The organism is Novosphingobium sp. KACC 22771 (genome assembly GCF_028736195.1).
Classification (GTDB): domain Bacteria; phylum Pseudomonadota; class Alphaproteobacteria; order Sphingomonadales; family Sphingomonadaceae; genus Novosphingobium.
Genome location: NZ_CP117881.1, coordinates 2,905,603 through 2,926,451 on the forward strand (window position 1 = coordinate 2,905,603; position 20,849 = coordinate 2,926,451).

Here is a 20,849-nt window from a genome sequence, read left to right on the forward strand (position 1 = left end):
CGGCGGTTGCCCGCGATAGTTACGCGGCATTCGCTGGCGCGTTTGCGTCAGGCGCTTGCCGGCCCCGAACGAGGGTTCATGCTCCAGGCACAGGCCGCTGCAGCGCCGAGTTGGCGCTGGACAGCGCTTATCCGGTCCGCAATCGACGAGGCGCGGGCAAGATGGGCCCGGCGAGCATCGTTGCAGACGGAATTGTCAGCCCGCATCAACGCTTGCTGGTGAGCGGCATATTCTTTGTTGATATCCATAGGACATCTCCTGCTGGACGCGGCCTTGCCCAACGCATCGGCGCGCAAGGTCTTTCCGCGTGCGTTTTCCTGATCAATCGATCATCCCCGCGACAAGGCGTCGCAGTTCCAGGGGCGAAAGCATACCGTAGGAAGTCATGGTCCGATCCATCGCGTGGTCTTCTGCCGGGTTGCTGCGGGGCAAATGTGTGTGGCGTTTGAGAGCGCCGATATGCATCAAAGTCATTCTATCCTTGCGGGCGGCCTATGCAGCTGCCTCATGAAATCGAGTTGGCGCCTGATCATAGGCCCGCGGGTACCGCCAGACCCTTGGCCGGGCGTCCGCCCGCGATAATGATCCGACCCTTGATCAGGTCATACGGCGTCATTTCCAGGTATGCGCGGTCGCCAATACCGGCGGGATCCTGAAACGGCGTATTTTACCTGCCCCGCAGGCGATAATCCGATGCCCATTTTTGATCGTCGCGCCAAAACGTGGGTCAGACACGATCGCATCGATCTCGCCTTCAACCGGCATGAGCTCTTCTATCGCCCAACCAGTTCCTTGCGTACAAAAAGTCATCCGTGAACGGGCGAATCCCGGCGCGGAGCCATAGAGCATGAAATGGAAAAAGGGACCGCAAAGGCGGCAGTCAAATTCCGTCGCAAATGACGTAAGGCGATTTTTGCCTAGCACATAATCTGAAAATTGCAAACATATTCGAAACATGCATCAGCCCGCGTGGATCATGCACATCATTATTTATAATTAAAGGCAATGCCATGTGCAGAGACAATTATTTCAATGCATTTCATTGCCAATACATATCTAAATATCGCCCCTTAACTCAGGATAATTTTCGCCGCTTATGGAGGCGGTTCCGATGCCCTCGCGGAAACGTCAGACCGCAAGCAAAGGCCCTCGCCCAAACGGACTGGTCTATGCATCGCAAGCAGGACGCCTCGGAAAACCTATGAATCGTAAATTATTGATGTAATACAGTGCCTTAGAGATGAGCGGCAGCGGTTAAGGCAGGACAGCCGGGTTTCTTTGATCTTTCGGACCGATACGAGGCGCTGAGTGCCGCAGGCCGTTGGCGGCGCTGTTTCGGCGCAGCGTCCGACGCAAAGGTCGCCGACCGCCCCGGTGCTGATGATCAAGATCCAGGCGCTGCAGGTGCTTTATTCGCTGTCAGACGGGACGGCCGAGTTGCAGATCAAGGGCCGCCCTTCGTTAGGGCGCTTGCTGGGCCAAGGCCTCGACGTCATCGTGCGGGATGCGACGACATATGGCTGTTCCGCGAGTGTCTGGCGCAGGCCACGGCGATCGACAAACTCGTCGCCTGTTTGGATGCCACCCTCAAGGATCGGGGTTATCTCGCAATGAGTGGCTCGATCATCGACGCCACAATGCTTCCCGCGCCCAAGCAGGGCAACACCGAAAAGGCGAAGGTGCGGCAGATAGAGCGCTCTCCACCACAGCACGGCACGTCGCCGGTGCGGGAGCACAAATGGGAACGCGTTAAGATTGAGAGAAAGCCGTAACCGGCTGTTGTTGGCACCCTAAAGGTGTCAGTACTTACCCATGTAGATAGGTAAGTGGCGGAGAGGCAGGGATTCGAACCCTGGATACCCTCACGAGTATGCCGCATTTCGAGTGCGGTGCATTCGACCACTCTGCCACCTCTCCGCAGAGGTTTTGGATGAAACCGCAAGGGCTTCGTCCCGGTCGGGAGCCGCCCTCTAGCCAACGAATCACACCTTGCCAAGCCCTAATTTCACATGGTTGTGGATTTTCTGAAGCGCGCCTTGTTTTGCGCTGCAACAGGCCTATATTTCCCATCATGGACAGAACGAGTTTCTTCTCTCCCCAGGCCGGACGTCGGATTGACGTACCTCGCGCCGCTCAGGCCCGCTTTGCGATCGGCGATGTTGTACGCCACCGCGACCATGATTTTCGCGGTGTGGTGTTCGATGTCGATCCCGTGTTCGCCAACAGCGAGGAGTGGTATGAGTCCATCCCGCAAGAGCTGCGCCCCGACCGCGACCAGCCCTATTACCACCTCTTTGCCGAGAGCGAGGAGGACAGCTATATCGCCTATGTCAGCCAGCAGAACCTGATCCGTGACACAGGCGGCGATCCGGTGGAGCACCCTGCCCTGCCGCAGGTGTTCGAGCCGTTTGACGGCGCACGCTACCGGTTGCGTGCCGGCCTGAGCCACTAAGGCAAAACGAGCGCCCATCAAAAAACCCGCCGAGGAACGCCCCGGCGGGTTTTTTGATGCCTTCGTTCGGCCCGAAGCCTCAGCCCTTGAGCTTCCACCCGGATTTCAGCACCAGATAGGTCACCACGCCGATCACCGCATTGAGCGCGGCCAGACCCAGCGCGCCATGCAGCACCGCCTGATTGGTCGCCCCAATGTCGCTTTGGCCCAGAAAGCCGAAACGGAAGCCGGAGATCACATAGAAGAACGGATTGACCCGGCTGACCGACTGAAACGCCGGGGAGAGGTTGTCGATCACATAGAACGTGCCCGAGAGGAGCGCCAAGGGCTGGACCACAAAATTGGTGACGGCGGCGTTGTGATCGAACTTTTCCGCCCAGACCGACGAGAGCAGCCCGATCAGCGAAAGCAGCATCGTGCCCATCAGCCCGAACCACACCACCGCCCAAGGGTGGGCCACCCCCAGCGTTACGCCCGGCCAGAGCAGCATGGCGCCCGCCAGCGCCAGCCCGACCAGAATGCCGCGCGTCATCGCGCCTGCAATCATCCCGGCCATCAATTCCGCCGCCGTCAAAGGCGGGGTCAGAAAATCGACGATCGTGCCCTGGATCTTGCCCGCAAGGAAACTGAACGAGGCATTCTGGAACGCATTGTTCATCATGCCCATCATGATCAGCCCCGGCGCAACAAAGGTGGCGAAATTCACCCCCAGCACCATTCGCCCGCCACGCCCCATCGCCACGGTGAAAATCACCAGAAACAGCAGAGTCGTCACCGCCGGCGCCCAGATGGTCTGGGTCTGCACTTTCATGAAGCGGCGCACCTCTTTCATGTAGAGAGTCCACAGCCCGAGGCGGTTGATGCCATGGATCATGGGCTCTCCCTGAACGGGAAATTGCCTTAAACGGGGACGAAGCTGCGAATCATCGGTGATTGCGGCGTTCTGGGCGGCATTGCGGGGTTGATCGGCCATGCTTGCCCGACTATCGGGTAGCGCGCGGGCTGGCAAGACTTGCGCCGCGCTTTCAATCACCCCACATTAGGGCGAGCGGAAGATTTCAGGATAAAAGGCAGCAAGGCACGCATGAGCTGGACCGAAGAACGCATCGACAAACTGACCCGCATGTGGGAAGGCGGCGCCACCGCCAGCCAGATCGCGGAGGAATTGGGCGGCGTGTCGCGCAATGCCGTGATCGGCAAGGCGCACCGTCTTGGGCTCAAGGCCCGGCCTAGCCCGGTCAAGTCGAATGATCGCCACGAGGAAGCCGCGCCTGCCCCGGTTCAGGCCGCGCCGCCTCCGCGCCCCGCTCCTGTCGAAGCGCCCGCGCCGCGCGCTGCAGCGCCCGCTCCACGCCCGGCGCCCGCCGCACCTGTGGCTCCGCCGCCTGCGCCGGTTGCGGCCGCTCCTGCCGCGCCTGCGGCTGATGCTCCGGCGGCCCCGCCCGCCCCGCGCATCGTCTCGGTCGGCCCCGGCGGCTTTTTGCGTCAGGGTCCGGGCGAGCAGCAGGCCCCCATTCCTCCCGCTCCGCCGCGCCGCCTCGTGCCCGCCAAGCCCAGCGCCGATATTGCCGACAAGACCAGCCTGCTGGATCTCAACGACCGTATCTGCCGCTGGCCGATGGGCCATCCGGGCGAACCCGATTTCCACTTCTGCGGCGAGAAGGTGAACCCCGGCTTCCCCTATTGCGTCGAACATTGCGGCCGCGCCTATCAGGCGCAATTGCCGCGTGGCCATCGCCGTCCTCCGCCGCCGCTGCCTTTCGGCAATCCGCGCGTGCGTTAAACGCCTGTTGAACAGCAAGGGCGCGCAAGCGGCATGATCAGCCGTTTGCGCGCCTTGTTGCATTTGGCCACATCGAAACCGCAATTTTGGGGCAACCGCCGTTTCCATGACCCTAGATCACACCAGACTGTTTCCCAATCTGCGCCGGGTGGTGGTGGCAGGGTTGCTGATCGCGCTGGTCGCGGGCATGTTTCTGCCGGTCTATTCCGACGAAATCGGTTGGCGGCTTCAGGAACGCGCCTGGCTCGACGGGCTGGACAAGCTCTATTCGGAAAATTGCGGGCCCAACACGCTGGCTGTGCCGCCCTTTTTCATGTGGCCGGTGCGCTGGTATTCGGCCTTTTTCAACACGCGCTTTCCCGACCCGCTGTTCGTGCGCGTTTCGGGCGTTGGCTATGCGATCGTGTTTATCGTCATGGTGCTGCGTCTGGTCAAACAGATCGGGCGCAGTTCGGATGAGCGCCATTCGCTGGCCATTATCGCCTCGGCGCTGATGGGTCTGGGCGTGATGCCGCTGCTGTTGGTGTGGAGCCGCCCGGAACAGCCGATCTTTCTGGCCGCAACAGCCGCCGTGCTGATCGCGAGTGCGGGCTGGCGTTCGCCGGGCAATCTGTTCGCGCCGTTCAACGGCATCGCCTATACCAACGCCACCGCCAGCCCCGGCACGGCATGGCGCCGCTCGCTGACCATTCTAGCGCTGGCGCTCATTGCCATGTCCTATCATTTCAAGGCGGTGCTGGTGGTGCCCGCCTTTGCCGCCTGTATCATCTTTGCCAGTCGCGGGCGACGCGCCCTGTTTGCGCGCTGCGTGGCCATCGTGCTGCTGCTGCTGGCCACGGGCAGCGCGGCGAAATACTGGATCAACCGGGTGGAATGCCCCGCCGATCCCATCATTGCCAAACAGCACGCCCGCAACAATCTGGCCGGACAGCTCGACATCGGCGCGATCAGCAAGACGCAGCTGGTCCTCAAGGTGCTCCAGAACTACAAGCTCAACGCCTATGTCGACAAGGCCGCCCCTGCGGTCAGCCCGCGCTCGATGTGGCTGCCGGTGGGCATGGTCAGCCAGGATGAGATGAGCGGTTGGCGCGGGGGCATGACGATCATCTGGGCCACCGCGCTGCTGGCCGCGATCATCAGCTTTGTGGGCGGGGTGCGCAATATGTGGCGCGAAAAGGTGATCCCGCCCGAACCGGTCATCTCGCTGATGCTGCTGGGCGCGGTGTCGATCTGGTGCCTCAGCCAGTATGACCGCAACCCCTATGAATCCAGCTTTGTCCTGCCGCTGCTGATGCTGGCGATCATTCTGGCGATGGCCAGCCCGCATCGCTGGGAAGGATTGCGCCGCTGGACCAGCACGCTGGCGCTGGCCATCGGGCCGCTGATGCTGCTCTCGATCGTGCTGGTGTCGGGCCTGTACGGCCCGCGCCTCATCGACGATGCCCAGCGCCGCGACTGGCTGCCCTCGCATCCCTGGTCGGTGCCGGTGTTCGGCTATCACGCCTCGTACAAGGACATCATGGGCGCGGCGCGGCAATGCAACCTGCCCATGCCGCGCGAGGCGCGCCACCTGCTGCTCGATGATGTCACCTATTTCGCCTATATGCAGAGCCGGATGCCGGACCATGAACTGGCCGTGCTGCCGCGCCATTTCCGCGGCTCGATCAATGATCCGGTGGCCTATCTGGCGGCGCAGAACAGCGACGGCATCCTGATGCGCTGCAAACGGCTGCCGCCCTTTTTGCAGAACATCGCCCATCGCAGCGGCAATTACTGTTGCGTTACGCCCGCCGACTGGTCGAAATTGCCGCCCGGCGCCACGGTGTTTCATGATGGGCCGCCTCCGCCGCATCCCTGATCGGCAATCTGCGTAAATATCCGGTCCAAAGCAGAAACCGTGTTTCCATAGGCCGGCGCTACGTTGCGCCCATGACTTCGCACGACCCGAATCTTTCTCCGCGTCCGTCCAAAGGACTGCTTGGCTGGCTGAGAGGAGGTGCGCGTGAAGAGGAAGTGCCGCAGGACAAGGGACCGGTCGAAACATCCGTCGCGCTGGATCCGCGCCGCCTGGCACGCAGTCAACTGCTGGCCGATATTGCGGATTTCTTGCTGGTCCATGATCTGGAAATCAACCCGATCACACTGGGCGTCGCGCATAATTACCTGAACGGCGGCGATGGCGCGATGACGCGCAGCATCGACCAGCGCCTCCAGTCGCGCCAACCGCTGACGCTGGAATGGATCGAAATGATCCTGCGCGAAAATGGCGGGGATCAGAGCGAATTTCTTAATCGGCTGATGAACCGCCTCGAATCGAACATCGAGGCGTTTGACCGCACCAGCACCGCCGCCAAAACCGCCGCCAGCGAATATGGCGATGCGCTCTCAGCCCATGTCGACGGGCTGGAGGAGATGAAACCTGCCAGCGCGCCGGTCGATACGGGCGAACTGGTGCACGAACTGGTGTCCATCGCACGGACCATGCTGGAGCGCACGGCCAGTCTGGAAAAGGATATGGCCCGCTCGATGCTGGAGACCCGCGCCCTGCGCCGCAGCCTTGAACAGGCCCGGCGCAGCGCCGAGGAGGACCATCTCACCGGCCTGCCCAACCGGCGCGCGTTCGAACACCGATTTAACAGCGAATTTGCCAGCGCGCGGGATGCAGGCGATCAATTGGCGGTGGCCTTTTGCGACATCGACAATTTCAAGCGCATCAATGACGAGCATGGCCATGAAGCGGGCGACCGGGTTCTGCGCAATGTTGCCTCGGCGCTGACGCGGATTTCCGACGACCGCTGTCACGTGGCGCGTCATGGCGGCGAGGAGTTTGTCGTGCTGCTGCGCGGACGATCCCTGCATCAGGCGTGGGAATTGCTTGACGATGCCCGCGCGGCTCTTGCCGAAAGGCGAATGGTCAACCGCGCCAGCGACATGCCGATCGGCAAGGTCACATTTTCGGCCGGGATTGCCGATGTGTTTTCCTTTGCCGATTCGCGCGCCGCTCTGCGCGCTGCCGACAAAGCGCTCTATCGCGCCAAGGCCGAGGGACGAAACCGCGTGATGGTGGCCGAACCCTCGCCCGAAGAACGCGCGCGCAGCAAGCCTCCCGCCAGCTAGACCAGCTTCTTGGTCGCCCCACCAAGAAGAAGGCCCGCCTCCATCGCTGGAGGCGGGCCTTTTCTTTGATCCCAAGGGAGAGCGCGGACGCCCTCCCCCATTATGGGATCAATCTTCCGACTTCAGGAAAGCCGGCATGTGATCGGGATTGCCACCCTCTTCGCGATCACGGCGCGGGCCACGGTCACGGCCACCATCGCGGCCGCCTTCACGGCGGGGGCCGCGGTCGCGGTCGCCGCCACGCGGACGGCGGTCGCCGCCACGGTCGCCACGATCAGCGCGGGGTTCGCGCGGTTCGCGGGGCGGACGGGTGTCTTCCAGCTCGCCGCCGGTTTCCTGATCGACGACGCGCATCGAGAGGCGAACCTTGCCACGCGGATCGATTTCCAGAACCTTGACGAAGACTTCCTGGCCTTCCTTCACCACGTCGGTCGGCTTTTCCACGCGCTCGTTCTTCATTTCGGACACGTGGACCAGACCGTCCTTGCCGCCCATGAAGTTTACGAAGGCGCCGAAATCGACGATGTTGACGACCTTGCCCTTGTAGATCTTGCCGACTTCGGCCTCTTCCACAATGCCCAGGATCCAGGCCTTGGCGGCCTCAATCTGGCCCAGATCGCTCGACGAGATCTTGATCACGCCTTCATCGTCAATGTCGACCTTGGCGCCGGTGGTGGCCACGATTTCGCGGATCACCTTGCCGCCCGTGCCGATGACGTCACGGATCTTCGACTTGTCGATGCTGATGGTTTCGATGCGCGGAGCATGCGCCGACAGTTCGGTGCGCGCTTCGCCCAGGGCCTTGAGCATTTCGCCCAGGATATGCGCGCGGCCTTCCTTGGCCTGAGCCAGAGCCTGCGCCATGATTTCCTGCGTGATGCCCGCAACCTTGATGTCCATCTGCATCGTGGTGATGCCTTCAGACGTACCGGCCACCTTGAAGTCCATGTCGCCCAGGTGATCTTCGTCACCCAAAATGTCGGACAGCACGGTGAAATCGTCGCCTTCAAGGATCAGGCCCATCGCGATGCCCGAAACCGGGCGCACCAGCGGCACACCGGCGTCCATCATCGAGAGCGAACCGCCGCAGACGGTAGCCATCGAGGATGAACCGTTCGACTCGGTGATGTCCGAAAGAACGCGGATCGTGTAGGGGAAGTCTTCCTTCGAAGGCAGCACCGGATGCAGCGCACGCCATGCCAGCTTGCCATGGCCCACTTCGCGGCGACCGGGGGCGCCAAAGCGGCCCACTTCACCCACCGAGTACGGGGGGAAGTTATAGTGCAGCATGAAGTTCGAATACGACAGGCCGTCAAGGCCGTCGATCATCTGCTCGGCGTCCTTGGTGCCCAGCGTGGTGGTACAGATCGACTGCGTTTCACCGCGCGTGAACAGCGCCGAACCATGGGTGCGGGGCAGGAAGCCGACCATCGATTCGATCGGGCGGATCTGCGTGGTGGTGCGCCCGTCGATACGCTTGCCGTCCTTGAGGATGGCGGTGCGCACGATTTCGGCTTCCAGCTTCTTGGTCACCTTGATGGCGACCATCTGGGTCTGGGGCGTTTCATCGGCAAAAGCGGCCTTGGCCTTGGCGCGCACTTCGTTGAGCGCGTTCGAGCGGGCCGACTTGTCGGTCAGCTTGTAGGCGGCGGCGATGTCCTTGCCCACCAGCTTCTTGAGCTTGGCCTTCATGTCGGCGGTGTTGTCCGACAGGTCGATTTCCCAAGGATCCTTGGCGGCCTTTTCGGCCAGCTCGATGATCGCGCCGATCACCTTGCGGCTTTCCTCGTGGGCAAACATCACGGCGCCCAGCATCTCGTCCTCGGTCAGCTCCTTGGCTTCCGATTCGACCATCATCACGGCATTGTGCGTGGCGGCCACGACGAGGTCGAGACGGCCTTCAGCCACCTGCGCCATCGACGGGTTGAGCTGATATTCGCCATCCTTGAAGCCCACGCGGGCCGCACCGATGGGGCCCATGAAAGGCACGCCCGAGATGGTCAGCGCGGCCGAGGCAGCGATCATCGCGACGATATCGGGTTCGGTCTCGCCGTCATAGCTCATCACCTGAGCAATAACGTTGATTTCGTTGTAGAAACCTTCGGGGAACAGCGGGCGGACCGGACGGTCGATCAGGCGGGAAACCAGCGTTTCCTTTTCCGTCGCGCCGCGCTCGCGCTTGAAGAAGCCACCGGGAATACGGCCGGCAGCCGAAAACTTTTCCTGATAGTGGACGGTCAGCGGGAAGAAGTCCTGGCCTTCCTTCACCGACTTAGCGGCGGTCACGGCGCAAAGCACCACGGTTTCGCCATAGGTGGCCAGAACAGCGCCGTCAGCCTGACGGGCGATACGGCCGGTTTCGAGGGTGAGGGTCTTTCCGCCCCACTCCAGCGATACGGTCTTAACGTCGAACATTTCTTATCCTTCAGCCCGCAAGGCCCTATTGCCATGCAGGGTTTGCTGCCGGGATAGCCGTCCCGGTGCGGTGCAGGGCTTTTGATCATGCCCCAAGGCCCCCGCCGAATTGCGGGAAAAGCCCCAAAATCAATCGTGCTCCCGATATGCAAACCGCCCCGAAGCGGGGCGTGTTCAACAAATCGGGCGCTGTATAGCGGAAAAGGCGGCGCCGATCCATCGGCAACCGCCTTTTGCCAAAAACGAAACGCCCCGGTTGGGGCGCTTCGAAAAACCTGGCTTACTTACGCAGGCCCAGCTTGGCGATGAGAGCGTTGTAACGCGCCACATCCTTCTTCTTCAGATAGGCCAGCAGCGTGCGACGCTTGTTGACCAGCTGAAGCAGACCGCGACGCGAGTGGTTGTCCTTCGCGTGGGTCTTGAAGTGTTCGGTGAGGTTGACAATGCGCGTGGTCAGGATCGCAACCTGCACTTCGGGCGAACCGGTGTCGCCGGCGTGCTGGGCGTTGTCAGCGATCAGTTCCTGCTTCTTTTCAGCGGTAATCGTCATAATCTCTACTCCGCGACATCCGAAAGGTTGAAACCCCGCTCGACCTTGGCCAAGCCTCCCTCAAGCTGCATCAACGCGACGGGCACCTTGCCCAGCCGCGCCAGATAAAGCCCATCGGGATAGGGCTGCCCGACAAGAACACGGCCCTGACGGACCGCCCCTGCCTGTTCGGGCGAGAGGGATAGAGCCGGGATGTCGACCAGCCCTGCCTCAAGCGGCAGAAGTTTAGTTTCAAGCGAGGCCCCCTGACCGATTTCGTTCAGAGAGTCCAGCGAAATCGCGTGATCCAGCGTAAACGGCCCCGCCGACAGCCGCCGGAGCATCGTTACCGAACCCCGCGTCCCCAGCGCCAGTGCGATGTCTCGCGCCAGACTGCGAATATAGGTGCCCTTCGACACATGGGCGCGCAGGGTCGCCCAGTCCTCGCCCGCGTCGATCATGTCGAGCGCATGGATGGTGACGGCGCGGGTGGGCATATCCACCGCCTCGCCCCGACGCGCGCGGTCATAGGCGCGCACCCCGTCGATCATCAGCGCCGAATAGGCGGGCGGCACCTGCTCGATCGGCCCGGTGAAGGACGGCAGCACCGCCGCGATCTCCGCCGCGATCGGGCGCACATCGCTGGTGGCCACAACCCGCCCCTCAAGGTCGAGCGTCTCGGTCTCCTCGCCGAACTTCACCGTGAAATCATAGGTCTTGGACGCATCGAGCATCCGCCCCGTCAATTTCGTCGCCTCGCCCAGCGCGATGGGCAGGATCCCGCTGGCCAGCGGGTCCAGCGTGCCGCCATGGCCCACCTTGATCCCGCCTTTCAGCTTCATATTATACCCCGCCGCGCGCAGATTGCGCTTGACCGCACTGACCGCCTGCGTGCTGCCCAGTTCCAGCGGCTTGTCGAGAATGATCCAGCCGTGAACGCTCACGCCCCAATCCCCCGCGCGGCCGAAAAATGCCGTCGACAAAGCGCCACATAGCGATCATTCCCGCCGATCTCGGTCTGCGCCCCCTCGATCACCGCCTTGCCCGCATCGTCCACGCGCAGGTTCATCGTTGCCTTGCGCCCGCAATGGCAAACCGCCTTTAATTCGACCAAAGCGTCGGCAATGCCCAGCAAGGCCGCCGAACCGGGAAACAATTCCCCCTGAAAATCGGTGCGCAAACCATAGCACAGCACCGGAATGCCACCCTCATCGGCAATGCGCGCGGCCTGCCACACCTGCTGCGGCGACAAAAACTGCGCCTCATCGATCAGAACGCAGGACAAAGGCCCGGCCGCATGCGTTGCCACCACCGCCGCGTGAATATCGGTGTCCGCGCCAAACCGATGCGCGTCGGCATGCAGGCCGATCCTGCTCTCGATCGCATGGGCGCCCCCGCGATGGTCCAGCGCTGCCGTCCACAGCATCGTGGCCATCCCGCGCTCGCGATAATTGAAATCGGCCTGAAGCAGCGTGGTCGACTTGCCCGCGTTCATGCTGGCATAGTAAAAATAGAGCTTGGCCATCGGTCAGGCTTGCTCTTCGCCCTCTTCATCGCCGCTGCCGATATCGCGCAGCACGCGCGGATCGGCCAGCAGCGCATCAATGCGGCTCGCCTCGTCAAAGCTTTCATCGGGCAGGAACTTGATCTTGGCCGCATATTTCAGCTTCAACTTGCCCGCGACCTCTTTCTGGAAAAAGGCGATGTTCGTGCGCAACGCCTTGAGCACGATCTCCTCATCCTGGCCCAGCAACGGCTTCACAAACACGGTGGCGTGGCGCAGATCCGGGCTCATGCGGACCTCGGTCACACTGACCGAATGGGCGGTCAGGATATCATCATGCACCATCTGGCGCGTCAGCAGGTCGGAAATCACATGCCGCACCTGTTCGCCCACCTTGAGCAGGCGGACCGAGCGGTTTTCGGGCGTTGAAGTTTGGTGGCGTGCCATAAAGTCTCATCAATTCTGTCGCCGGATCGTACCGGCCTGTCGTGAATTTGCTTTGCTCATGGAACGCATCGCTTGGCAATGACTTCTATCACCCGAGCGGCATTGAAATCGGCTCTCGCCCGGCAATTTCAACGCCTCGAAGGAGGAATGCATGCGTAAATTTATCGGACTCGCGCTTTGCGCCCTGATTTTGGCCCCCACCGTTGCATCGGCCCAGCCCGGCGATTGGCGCGGCCACGGCCGTGGCCATTGGGACCATGGGCGTCATGGCGGACGCGGGCCCGACTGGCACGGCGGACGCGGACCGGGCTGGCATGATGGCCGCGGCTGGGCGCCCCAACCCGGTTGGCGCCAATTCCGTCGCGGCGAACGCTTCTACGCCAATCGCGCGCCCAATTATGTTGTCATCAACGATTACCGCCGCTGGCACCGGCTGCGCCCTCCCCCGCGCGGCTATCGCTGGGTGCGCAGCGGCAATGACGCCCTGCTCGTCGGCATTGCCAGCGGCATCGTGGCCAGCGTCATCGTGGGCGCCATGCGCTGAATTTTCCCCCAGCACTGCCAAACTTGGCCCGCCCTGCATCATCAGGGCGGGCCTTTTCTTTGGTGCCAGCGACGACGAAAATGCGACAATTTAACACAAGAATGACCGGCACCGTTCAGCTTCCCGTGCATTAGCCCATTGTAAGCATTGGATATTGAGAATTTCCATTCTTCCTAAAGGAGAAGCATCATGAAGACCCCCATCGCGCTGGTGCTGGCAGCCGCCCTGCTGGCCCCTTCGGCCCCCGCCTTCGCCCAGCCTGGCCGCCATGACGGCCCCGGCCGCGGCTATGACCACCGCGACTACCGCGGCCCTCAGGCCCAACGCCCCTTCGTCCAATTCCGCAAGGGCGAGCGTTTCGACCGCCGCCGTGCGCCCAATTACGCCGTCGTCGATTATCATCGCTACCGCCGCCTCTCCCCGCCGCCGCGCGGCTATCACTGGGTACGCAGCGGCAATGACGCTGTGCTCGTGGCCATCACCACCGGCATCGTGGCCAGTGTGATCGTCGGCGCCATGCGCTAAAACCCGCGTGTGGGCGGCGCATCGCACCGCTCACAACTGAACCCGCCCCGGCCCACTATGGAATCATGGCAGCGCGTTTCACCGCTGCCTCCCTCCCCCGGCCGGGCGGGCATCAGAAACGGCAAAAGGGCGGCCTCCCGGATCGGGAAGCCGCCCTTTTCCTTGCCGATCCGTCAAAGGATCAGAGCGTGCGCTCGCGCATTTCCACTTCGAAGACTTCGAGCATATCGCCCGACTTCACATCGTTGGTCGCCTCGAGCACCACGCCGCATTCGAGCCCTGCGCGCACCTCGGCCACATCGTCCTTGAACCGGCGCAGCGAGGCCACGGTGGTCTTCGAAACGATGACGTCGTTGCGGGTAAGACGGGTGTGAAGACCCTTCTTGATATAGCCCTCGACGACCAGCAGACCGGCCGCCTTGTTGTGCTTGCCCGCCGGGAACACTTCCTTGACCTCGGCGCGGCCGACCACGGTTTCGATCCGCTCCGGACCCCAGACGCCCGCCATTTCCTTGGCGATGTCATCGGTCAGGTGATAGATCACGTCGAAATACTTCATCCGCACCTTGAAGCGTTCGATGATCTCACGCGCCTTGGCATTGGGACGGACGTTGAAGCCGACGATCGGAGCGCCCGAAGCGGCCGCCAGATTGACGTCGCTTTCGGTGATCGCACCCACGCCGCTGGCCAGCACCTTGAGCTTGATCTCGTCATTCGAGAGACGGTTGAGCGCATTGACGATGGCTTCGACCGAACCCTGCACGTCCGCCTTCACGACGATCGGATATTCGATCACCGACTGCTTGGCGGCCAGCGCCGAGAACATGTTCTCAAGGCTGGAAGGCGCCGAAGTCGTGCGCTTGGCGGTGGCCTGTTCCTGACGGAACGCCGCCACTTCGCGGGCACGCGCTTCGCTTTCCACCACGGTCAGCGTATCGCCGGCCATCGGCACACCGCCAAGGCCCAGAACCTCAACCGGCAGCGAGGGCGGAGCCTGCTTCACCTGACGACCCTTGTCGTCCAGCATGGCGCGCACGCGGCCCGACTGGGTGCCGACCACAAAGATGTCGCCAACCTTGAGCGTACCGCGATTGATGAGGACGGTGGCCAGCGGCCCCTTGCCCTTGTCAAGCTTCGCCTCGATCACCGTGGCTTCCGCCGCACGATCGGGGTTCGACTTCAACTCCATCAATTCGGCCTGCAGCAGGATCTTGTCGATCAGGTCCTGCAGCCCCGCGCCGGTCTTGGCCGAGACTTCCACGTCCTGAACGTCACCCGACATCTGCTCGACAATGATTTCATGCTCAAGCAGGCGTTCGCGGATCTTCTGCGGGTTGAACTCAGGCTTGTCGCTCTTGGTGATCGCCACGATCATCGGCACTCCGGCCGCCTTGGTGTGGTTGATCGCCTCGATCGTCTGCGGCATCAGCCCGTCATCACCGGCCACCACCAGAATGACGATGTCGGTGACATTGGCACCGCGCATACGCATTTCGGTAAAAGCCTCGTGGCCCGGCGTATCGAGGAACGTCACCAGATCGCCACTCTTGGTCTTGATCTGATAGGCGCCGATATGCTGCGTAATGCCGCCCGCTTCCCCGCGCACCACATCCGTGCCGCGCAACGCATCGAGCAGCGAGGTCTTGCCATGGTCAACGTGGCCCATGATCGCCACGACCGGCGGACGGGTCTTGAGCGTTTCATCGGCGTCGACGTCAACGGTCGTGTCGATATCAACGTCGCTTTCCGAAACGCGCTGGATGTTGTGGCCGAATTCCTCGACCAGCAGCTCCGCCGTGTCCTGATCGATGGTGTGGTTGAGCGTCACCACCATGCCCATCTTGAAGAGCGACTTGACCAGATCAGCGGCCTTTTCGGCCATACGGTTGGCCAGTTCCTGCACGGTGATCGCCTCGGGCACGATCACATCGCGCACCTGCTTCTCACGCTGCTGATACTGACCACCAAAGTGGGCGCGACGTTCCTTTTCGCGGGCGCGCTTCAACGCTGCCAGCGAACGGGCACGGGCGCCCTCATCCTCGTTCAACGCGCGGTTGACGGTCAGCTTGCCACCACGGCGCTCATCGGCGGCCTTGCGGTCGCGGCTGGGCGCGGGCTTCTTGGCGGCAGGCGCGGCCGCCTCGGGGCGACGCGGCGCGGGCGCGGGCGACTGCACCGGCGTAAAGCGGCGCGGCGCGGGCGCAGCGGGCTTTTCTTCCACCGGAGCGGCCTTGGGGGCCTCAACCTGAACCGGAGCGGGCGCAGGTGCAGGCGCAGGCGCCGCCTCAACCACGGGGGCCGGAGCGGGAGCGGGCGCTTCCTCAACCTTGGGCGCTTCTTCTACCACCGGCGCAGGCGCAGCGGCAGCCTCGGCAGCGCGGCGGTTTTCTTCGGCGCGGCGGCGCTCTTCCTCGAGCTGGCGGGCCTTTTCCTCCTGCTCTCGGCGCGTTGCGGCCTCGCCAGCGGCCAGACGGGCTTCTTCTGCTTCACGCAGCAGACGGGCCTGCATCTCCTGACGCGTTTCGCGGCTTGCGGCCACGGGCGCGGGGCGCACAGGCGGCAGCGGCGGGCGCGCGGGCTGGGCCACAGGGGCGGGCGCAGGAGCAGGAGCGGCCGCAGGCGCTTCCACGCCCTGCCCGCCCTCACCCGGCTTGCCCGGGATCACCTTGCGGCGTTTCACTTCAACCACCACCTTGTTGGTGCGGCCGTGGCTGAAGGTCTGCTTGACTTCGCCCGCTTCCACCGAGCGCTTCAGCCCCAGCGGCTTGCGGCCCAGTGTCGGTTTGTCATTGCTTTCGGTCATCGGTTCAAACAGCCCTTCAGTCTCAATTCGTCTCAGCCGGCGACTCGCAGTCGTCAGCGTCATCATAATGTGCGTCCGGTTCGGCGGCATCGCCGCCAAAGCCTTGATTATCTTTGGCAAGATAGTGATTCAGGCGCGCGAGCAAGGGGGCCAGCCTTTCGGCCGATGCCCGGTCGGTCAACGCCAGATGCACGACATTGTCCCGGCCCAATGCCACAGACAGGGCCGCCCGGTCCAGTGGCAAGGTATCACCCTTTTCACCACTGCCCTCGGTTTCCCTGCCCACGCGCCAGGCCTGATCCAGTTTGCGATTGCCATCATCGCCCGCATCGGCCGCATGGGCCAGCCATACGACCCGCCCCATACGCGCGTTTTCGGCGATGCGGTCAGAACCGACCAGCAGGCGCCCGCTGCGCATTTCCAGCCCCAGCCGGTCGGTAAAGGCCCGCGTCAAAGCAGCCTCAATCCTTTCGGGCAGGTCATCGGGAATGGCAATCTTCGCGCCCTTGTAGGCCCGCGCCAGAGCGCCCTTCAGACGCCCCTTGGCCATGGCCTGCACCAGTTCATCCTTGCGCACGCCGATCCACGCCCCGCGCCCCGGCGCCTTGGCCAGAGCATCAGGCGCAACAAAGGCGACCCCATCAGGCCCGTCGGGCGAAATCGCCAGACGGATCAGCGCATCGCGCGGGGCCACCTCGCCGGAAAGGATGCATTTCCTCTCCGGCCCGGCGTCAGCAATGTCGGAGCTTACGCGCTCATTGCGAGGAATCCGCATCGGCGGCTCCCCCGTCTACTTCCGGCACACCAGCTTCCGGTTCATCGGCGAACCAGTGGGCGCGGGCGGCCATGATGATCTCATTGCCCTGTTCTTCGCTCAGGCCATATTCGCCCAGAACGCCGCCACGGCTGACTTCCTCGCGCTTTTCATCACGCTTGTCGTCGCGCTTTTCATTGCGACGGCGCTGGTCATTGGCGCGCTTCTTGGCAATCAGCTCGTCGGTGGCCAGATCGGCCAGATCGTCAAGCGTCTTGATCCCCGCCTTGCCCAGCGTCACCAGCATGCCCTCGTTAAGGTGGGGCAGCTGCGCCAGCGCATCCTCGACGCCCAGCGCGCGGCGCTCCTGACGGGCGGCCTCCTCGCGGCGGTCGAGCGCTTCCTGCGCACGGTTCTGAAGCTCTTCGGCCAGCTCTTCGTCGAAGCCTTCGATCTGCGCCAGTTCGGCGATCTCGATATAGGCCACTTCTTCCAGCTCGCTGAAGCCTTCGGCGACCAGCAGCTGCGAGAGGGTTTCATCGACATCCAGCTCTTCTTCGAACAGCTTGGACTTTTCGGCGAATTCTTTCTGGCGCTTCTCGCTCGCCTCGGCCTCGGTCATGATGTCGATCTGACGGCCGGTCAACTGGCTGGCGAGACGCACGTTCTGACCGCGGCGACCGATGGCCAGCGACAGCTGATCGTCGGGAACCACGACCTCGATGCGGCCCTCTTCCTCGTCGATCACCACGCGCGACACGGTCGCGGGCTGGAGAGCGTTGACCACGAAGGTCGCGGTATCTTCGCTCCAAGGGATGATGTCGATCTTTTCGCCCTGCATTTCCTGCACGACGGCCTGCACGCGGCTGCCCTTCATGCCGACGCAGGCGCCGACCGGGTCGATGCTCGAATCGCGGCTGATCACGCCGATCTTGGCGCGCGAACCCGGATCGCGGGCTGCGGCCTTGATCTCGATGATGTTGTCATAGATTTCAGGCACTTCCTGCGCAAACAGGCGCTTCATGAAATCGGGGTGTGCGCGGCTCAGGAAAATCTGCGGGCCGCGGTTCTGACGCTCGACCTTGAGGATCAGCGCACGCACGCGCTCACCGACGCGGGCGGTTTCGCGCGGGATCTGCTGATCGCGGCGGATCACGCCCTCGGCGCGGCCAAGGTTGACGATCACATGGCCGAATTCGACCGACTTGATCACGCCCGTGACGATTTCGCCCGCGCGGTCCTTGAACTCGGCATACTGACGGTCGCGCTCGGCATCGCGCACCTTCTGGAAGATGACCTGCTTGGCGCTCTGGGCGTCAATGCGGCCAAGGTCCACCGGGGGCAGCGGATCGACGATGAAGTCGCCGATCTTGGCGTCCTTCTGCAGCTTTTCCGCCGCCTTCAGGTCCACCTGTTTGAAGTAGTCATCGACATGCTCGACCACTTCGACCACGCGCCACAGGCGCAGATCGCCGGTGCGCGGGTCCAGCTTGGCGCGAATGTCGTTTTCGGCGCCATAGCGGTTGCGGGCCGACTTCTGGATCGCTTCTTCCATTGCCTCAATGACGATCGCCTTGTCGATCATCTTCTCGGTGGCAACAGCCGTTGCAATCGCGAGCAGTTCGGCGCGGTTGGCGGAAATCGCACTGGCCATAATCAGTCTTCCTGCGTTTCGGTTTCTTCGTCGATCTCGTCGAAATCTTCGTCAAGATCAATGGGTTTGGTTGCGGCCAGCAAGCGATCGGTCAACACCAGCTTGGCGGAATGAATATCAGCAAAGGGGAAAGTCACGCGGCCCGACTTCTTGTCCTCCAGCGCGATCACCTCGCCCTCGACCGAGACAAGATTGCCCACCACGCTCTTGCGGTTGCCATCGACGGGGACGGTCAGATTGACCTTGGCCTCATGGCCGATCCACGTGACGAAATCCTTGAGGCGGGTCAGCGGACGGTCGATACCGGGCGAACTGACCTCAAGGCGATAGGCCTCCTCGATCAGCGTTTCGCCCGCCTCTTCCAGCGCGTCGATCTTGTCCGAAATGCGGTGCGAGAGCGCAACGCAATCGCCGATCACCAATTGCCCGGTTTCGGGGCGCTCGGCCATGATCTGCAGCGTGTGCTCCTCATCACCCACGTCCGACTTGCCAAACAGAATCACGCGCACAAGATCAAGGCCAAGGGCTTTCACCTCGGGTTCGACAATCTCGGTAATACGCGCGATATTGGCCATGTAAGTTCCTGTAATGGCGATATTGTTGCAATGCAGTTTCGCGCCGGCCCCTTCCGGCGCCAGCCCCGCTTTGCTTCACAATGTCGGGATTGACCGGCCCATTACGCCTGTTTGGCGGGGAATGCAAGGGGGTGACGCGGCATCCCGCCCAGTCTCAATCCTTGACATCCTGCTCAAAGCGGATTTTCCCAGCCTGCACTGACCAAATCGCTTTGTTGCGCACCGTAATAATCATCAGATCCAGTTTGGTCATGCGGCTGATAAAGGCATGAACCTCGGTCGGTTGCGGATCCAGCAAATGCGTTAGAAACAAGGCCACCGGCTGTATCCCGTCCTTGTCAGGTTTTTGCTGCAAATCAATCGGGAAACAGGCTTTCATAAAGCGCCGCTCGCCGGTCATCTTGCCATCCGCGCCAAAATCGAAACGATAGTGGCCACCCGCGGGATAGGCGGAGAAAGAAGTCGCAGAACTCATCACATAGACCGAGATACCCCCATCCGCATTAGGCAGAGCCAACGTGTTTGGCGAAGACTTCGTGCATACCTCATGATCCGCAGTCCGCATGGCCTCGATTGCTTTCTGGCGGGCCGCCACCAGCCGTTCAGCAAGAGGGGAAATCGCCCCTTCCTTATCCAGCACACCGCCGGCCACCTTGCCCTGAGCATAGGTGTAAGTCGCCAGAGAGAAATACCTACCCTCACGCTCCCCATAAAATGTGACCAGCAGACCTCCATCCGCAACCGGCTCGACAACATAGCCCTGCAAACCTCTGGCTTCCAAGGCATTCGCCCCGCCCTTTTCCGCCAGCATCGCATCGGTGGTGTGCCACGCTGCCTGATCATAGGCATACATTCGCTGCCCCTGATCCTCCGCGACTTGGGCCGCATCAAGTTCGGCCTGCGTTGGCCTGGCACAAGCGGGGGCCGCAAGCGCAAAGCCGGCGAGACAAAGTAAAGACCTCCAGACCACGTTGCTCACCCCCGCTCCCACCCCTCATCCGTCGCCTGCGTCAGCCACACGCCGCTGCCCAGCATCATTTCCACCCGCGCGAGCACATTGTCCACCGCCAGCATCGCCGCGCTTTTGCCCGCAAATTCGGCCAGAGGCGCCTGTTTTTGCCCCATCTGTTCGATCACGCTGGCGTGCGGAATGGCGGGCCAGTCGGGGTGCTGGGCCAGAATGTCGCGGTGCATCGCCTTGCGCCGATCCACCATCGAGAGCACCGGCAGCACGCCCGGCGCCTTGCCCCCGCGCTCTGCGGCCAGATGCTCCCTCACCTGCTCCAAAGTCCGCATCGCCAAGGGCGCGGGCAGCAAAGGCACCACCAGCAGATCAGCCCCGCGGAAAATCTGATCCGAAATCCCGCCCAGACCCGGCGGACAATCGACGACAATCCGGTCATAATCGGGCGACAGGCTCTCCAGCAGCTTCTTCAACCGCTTGGGCTTGTCATCGGCCAGATCGCTTTCCAGATGGCGCAGCGACAGGTCCGCCGCGATCAGGTCCAGCTCTGGCCAGTTGGTCGGCACAATCGCATCGGCAGGATCGGCATCGCGGGCAAAAATCTTCTTCGCCTTGGCGGCGGCCCCCGCCTGCCCCAGCAGGAAGGCCACCGCCCCCTGCGCATCAATATCCCAGATCAGCGTCCGTTTGCCCTGACCTGCAAAGCCATGCGCCAGATTGACCGCCAGCGAGGATTTTCCCACCCCGCCCTTCATGCTGTAAACCGCGATCACCTTGCCCATG

Annotated in this window: 20 protein-coding genes, 1 tRNA gene and 1 pseudogene; 7 read left to right on the forward strand and 15 right to left on the reverse strand. The window is 62.6% G+C overall.

The annotated features are described in order from the left end of the window. Positions 1 to 47 precede the first annotated feature (47 nt). Positions 48 to 248: a hypothetical protein gene (locus PQ467_RS13400; RefSeq protein ID WP_274173882.1), complete on the reverse strand. Its 201-nt coding sequence runs from the start codon at positions 246 to 248 to the stop codon at positions 48 to 50. Positions 249 to 612: 364 nt separating this feature from the next. Then, positions 613 to 765, reverse strand: coding sequence for a hypothetical protein (locus tag PQ467_RS22710; protein ID WP_337995093.1), 153 nt, complete (start codon positions 763 to 765; stop codon positions 613 to 615). 539 nt (positions 766 to 1,304) lie between these two features. On the opposite strand from PQ467_RS22710, the pseudogene PQ467_RS13410 reads away from it, so the two are divergent. Further along, positions 1,305 to 1,709: pseudogene (locus PQ467_RS13410) on the forward strand (transposase); the annotation flags it as partial. Positions 1,710 to 1,827: 118 nt separating this feature from the next. Here the strand turns inward: PQ467_RS13410 and PQ467_RS13415 are convergent. After that, positions 1,828 to 1,917 (reverse strand) — tRNA-Ser (locus tag PQ467_RS13415). Between the two features lie 154 nt (positions 1,918 to 2,071). Between PQ467_RS13415 and hspQ the strand changes: the two genes are divergently transcribed. Beyond that, the gene (gene hspQ, locus PQ467_RS13420; protein ID WP_168602447.1) at positions 2,072 to 2,452 is read left to right on the forward strand and encodes a heat shock protein HspQ; all 381 of its coding nucleotides are present in this window, start codon (positions 2,072 to 2,074) and stop codon (positions 2,450 to 2,452) included. Positions 2,453 to 2,531: 79 nt separating this feature from the next. On the opposite strand, the gene PQ467_RS13425 is transcribed toward hspQ, so the two are convergent. Beyond that, positions 2,532 to 3,425, reverse strand: a complete 894-nt coding sequence (locus tag PQ467_RS13425) for an ABC transporter permease (protein WP_443192947.1) — start codon at positions 3,423 to 3,425, stop codon at positions 2,532 to 2,534. A 111-nt stretch (positions 3,426 to 3,536) separates the two neighbouring features. Between PQ467_RS13425 and PQ467_RS13430 the strand changes: the two genes are divergently transcribed. From PQ467_RS13430 to PQ467_RS13440, 3 genes are all read left to right on the forward strand, one after another. Then, the gene (locus tag PQ467_RS13430) at positions 3,537 to 4,235 is read left to right on the forward strand and encodes a GcrA family cell cycle regulator (protein WP_274173884.1); all 699 of its coding nucleotides are present in this window, start codon (positions 3,537 to 3,539) and stop codon (positions 4,233 to 4,235) included. Between the two features lie 106 nt (positions 4,236 to 4,341). Continuing rightward, the gene (locus PQ467_RS13435; protein WP_274173885.1) at positions 4,342 to 6,093 is read left to right on the forward strand and encodes a hypothetical protein; all 1,752 of its coding nucleotides are present in this window, start codon (positions 4,342 to 4,344) and stop codon (positions 6,091 to 6,093) included. Between the two features lie 71 nt (positions 6,094 to 6,164). Further along, positions 6,165 to 7,352, forward strand: a complete 1,188-nt coding sequence (locus tag PQ467_RS13440; RefSeq protein WP_274173886.1) for a GGDEF domain-containing protein — start codon at positions 6,165 to 6,167, stop codon at positions 7,350 to 7,352. Between the two features lie 108 nt (positions 7,353 to 7,460). Here PQ467_RS13440 and pnp read toward each other — a convergent pair whose 3' ends face one another. From pnp to rbfA, 5 genes are all read right to left on the reverse strand, one after another. After that, the gene (gene pnp / locus PQ467_RS13445) at positions 7,461 to 9,767 is read right to left on the reverse strand and encodes a polyribonucleotide nucleotidyltransferase (protein WP_274173887.1); all 2,307 of its coding nucleotides are present in this window, start codon (positions 9,765 to 9,767) and stop codon (positions 7,461 to 7,463) included. 280 nt (positions 9,768 to 10,047) lie between these two features. Next, positions 10,048 to 10,317 carry a 30S ribosomal protein S15 gene (rpsO, locus tag PQ467_RS13450; protein ID WP_168602441.1) on the reverse strand — a complete coding sequence of 90 codons (270 nt, stop codon included), beginning with the start codon at positions 10,315 to 10,317 and terminating at the stop codon, positions 10,048 to 10,050. Positions 10,318 to 10,322: 5 nt separating this feature from the next. Continuing rightward, on the reverse strand, positions 10,323 to 11,240 hold the full coding sequence (gene truB / locus PQ467_RS13455) for a tRNA pseudouridine(55) synthase TruB (protein ID WP_274173888.1): 918 nt from the start codon (positions 11,238 to 11,240) through the stop codon (positions 10,323 to 10,325). After that, positions 11,237 to 11,821: a thymidine kinase gene (locus PQ467_RS13460; RefSeq protein WP_274173889.1), complete on the reverse strand. Its 585-nt coding sequence runs from the start codon at positions 11,819 to 11,821 to the stop codon at positions 11,237 to 11,239. Before PQ467_RS13460 ends, truB begins: the two co-directional genes overlap by 4 nt. A gap of 3 nt (positions 11,822 to 11,824) precedes the next feature. After that, the gene (rbfA, locus tag PQ467_RS13465) at positions 11,825 to 12,247 is read right to left on the reverse strand and encodes a 30S ribosome-binding factor RbfA (RefSeq protein WP_274173890.1); all 423 of its coding nucleotides are present in this window, start codon (positions 12,245 to 12,247) and stop codon (positions 11,825 to 11,827) included. A gap of 151 nt (positions 12,248 to 12,398) precedes the next feature. On the opposite strand from rbfA, the gene PQ467_RS13470 reads away from it, so the two are divergent. Both PQ467_RS13470 and PQ467_RS13475 read left to right on the forward strand, forming a co-directional pair. After that, positions 12,399 to 12,791: an RcnB family protein gene (locus tag PQ467_RS13470; protein ID WP_274173891.1), complete on the forward strand. Its 393-nt coding sequence runs from the start codon at positions 12,399 to 12,401 to the stop codon at positions 12,789 to 12,791. A gap of 189 nt (positions 12,792 to 12,980) precedes the next feature. Beyond that, positions 12,981 to 13,316, forward strand: a complete 336-nt coding sequence (locus PQ467_RS13475; RefSeq protein WP_274173892.1) for an RcnB family protein — start codon at positions 12,981 to 12,983, stop codon at positions 13,314 to 13,316. Positions 13,317 to 13,497: 181 nt separating this feature from the next. Here the strand turns inward: PQ467_RS13475 and infB are convergent, their stop codons facing one another. From infB to PQ467_RS13505, 6 genes are all read right to left on the reverse strand, one after another. After that, complete coding sequence (gene infB, locus PQ467_RS13480; protein ID WP_274173893.1) at positions 13,498 to 16,119, reverse strand: translation initiation factor IF-2; 2,622 nt, start codon at positions 16,117 to 16,119, stop codon at positions 13,498 to 13,500. 22 nt (positions 16,120 to 16,141) lie between these two features. After that, positions 16,142 to 16,894, reverse strand: a complete 753-nt coding sequence (locus PQ467_RS13485) for a DUF448 domain-containing protein (RefSeq protein ID WP_274173894.1) — start codon at positions 16,892 to 16,894, stop codon at positions 16,142 to 16,144. After that, the gene (gene nusA, locus PQ467_RS13490) at positions 16,875 to 18,527 is read right to left on the reverse strand and encodes a transcription termination factor NusA (RefSeq protein WP_274173895.1); all 1,653 of its coding nucleotides are present in this window, start codon (positions 18,525 to 18,527) and stop codon (positions 16,875 to 16,877) included. The genes PQ467_RS13485 and nusA overlap by 20 nt, the downstream gene beginning before the upstream one ends. A 2-nt stretch (positions 18,528 to 18,529) precedes the next feature. Then, a complete protein-coding gene (rimP, locus tag PQ467_RS13495) occupies positions 18,530 to 19,102 on the reverse strand; it encodes a ribosome maturation protein RimP (RefSeq protein ID WP_274173896.1) in 573 nt (190 codons plus the stop codon). 154 nt (positions 19,103 to 19,256) lie between these two features. Continuing rightward, on the reverse strand, positions 19,257 to 20,081 hold the full coding sequence (locus tag PQ467_RS13500) for a hypothetical protein (protein WP_274173897.1): 825 nt from the start codon (positions 20,079 to 20,081) through the stop codon (positions 19,257 to 19,259). Continuing rightward, positions 20,078 to 20,848 (reverse strand): ParA family protein, encoded by a 771-nt coding sequence (locus PQ467_RS13505; RefSeq protein WP_274173898.1) that lies wholly within the window; start codon positions 20,846 to 20,848, stop codon positions 20,078 to 20,080. Before PQ467_RS13505 ends, PQ467_RS13500 begins: the two co-directional genes overlap by 4 nt. Position 20,849: the final 1 nt, after the last annotated feature.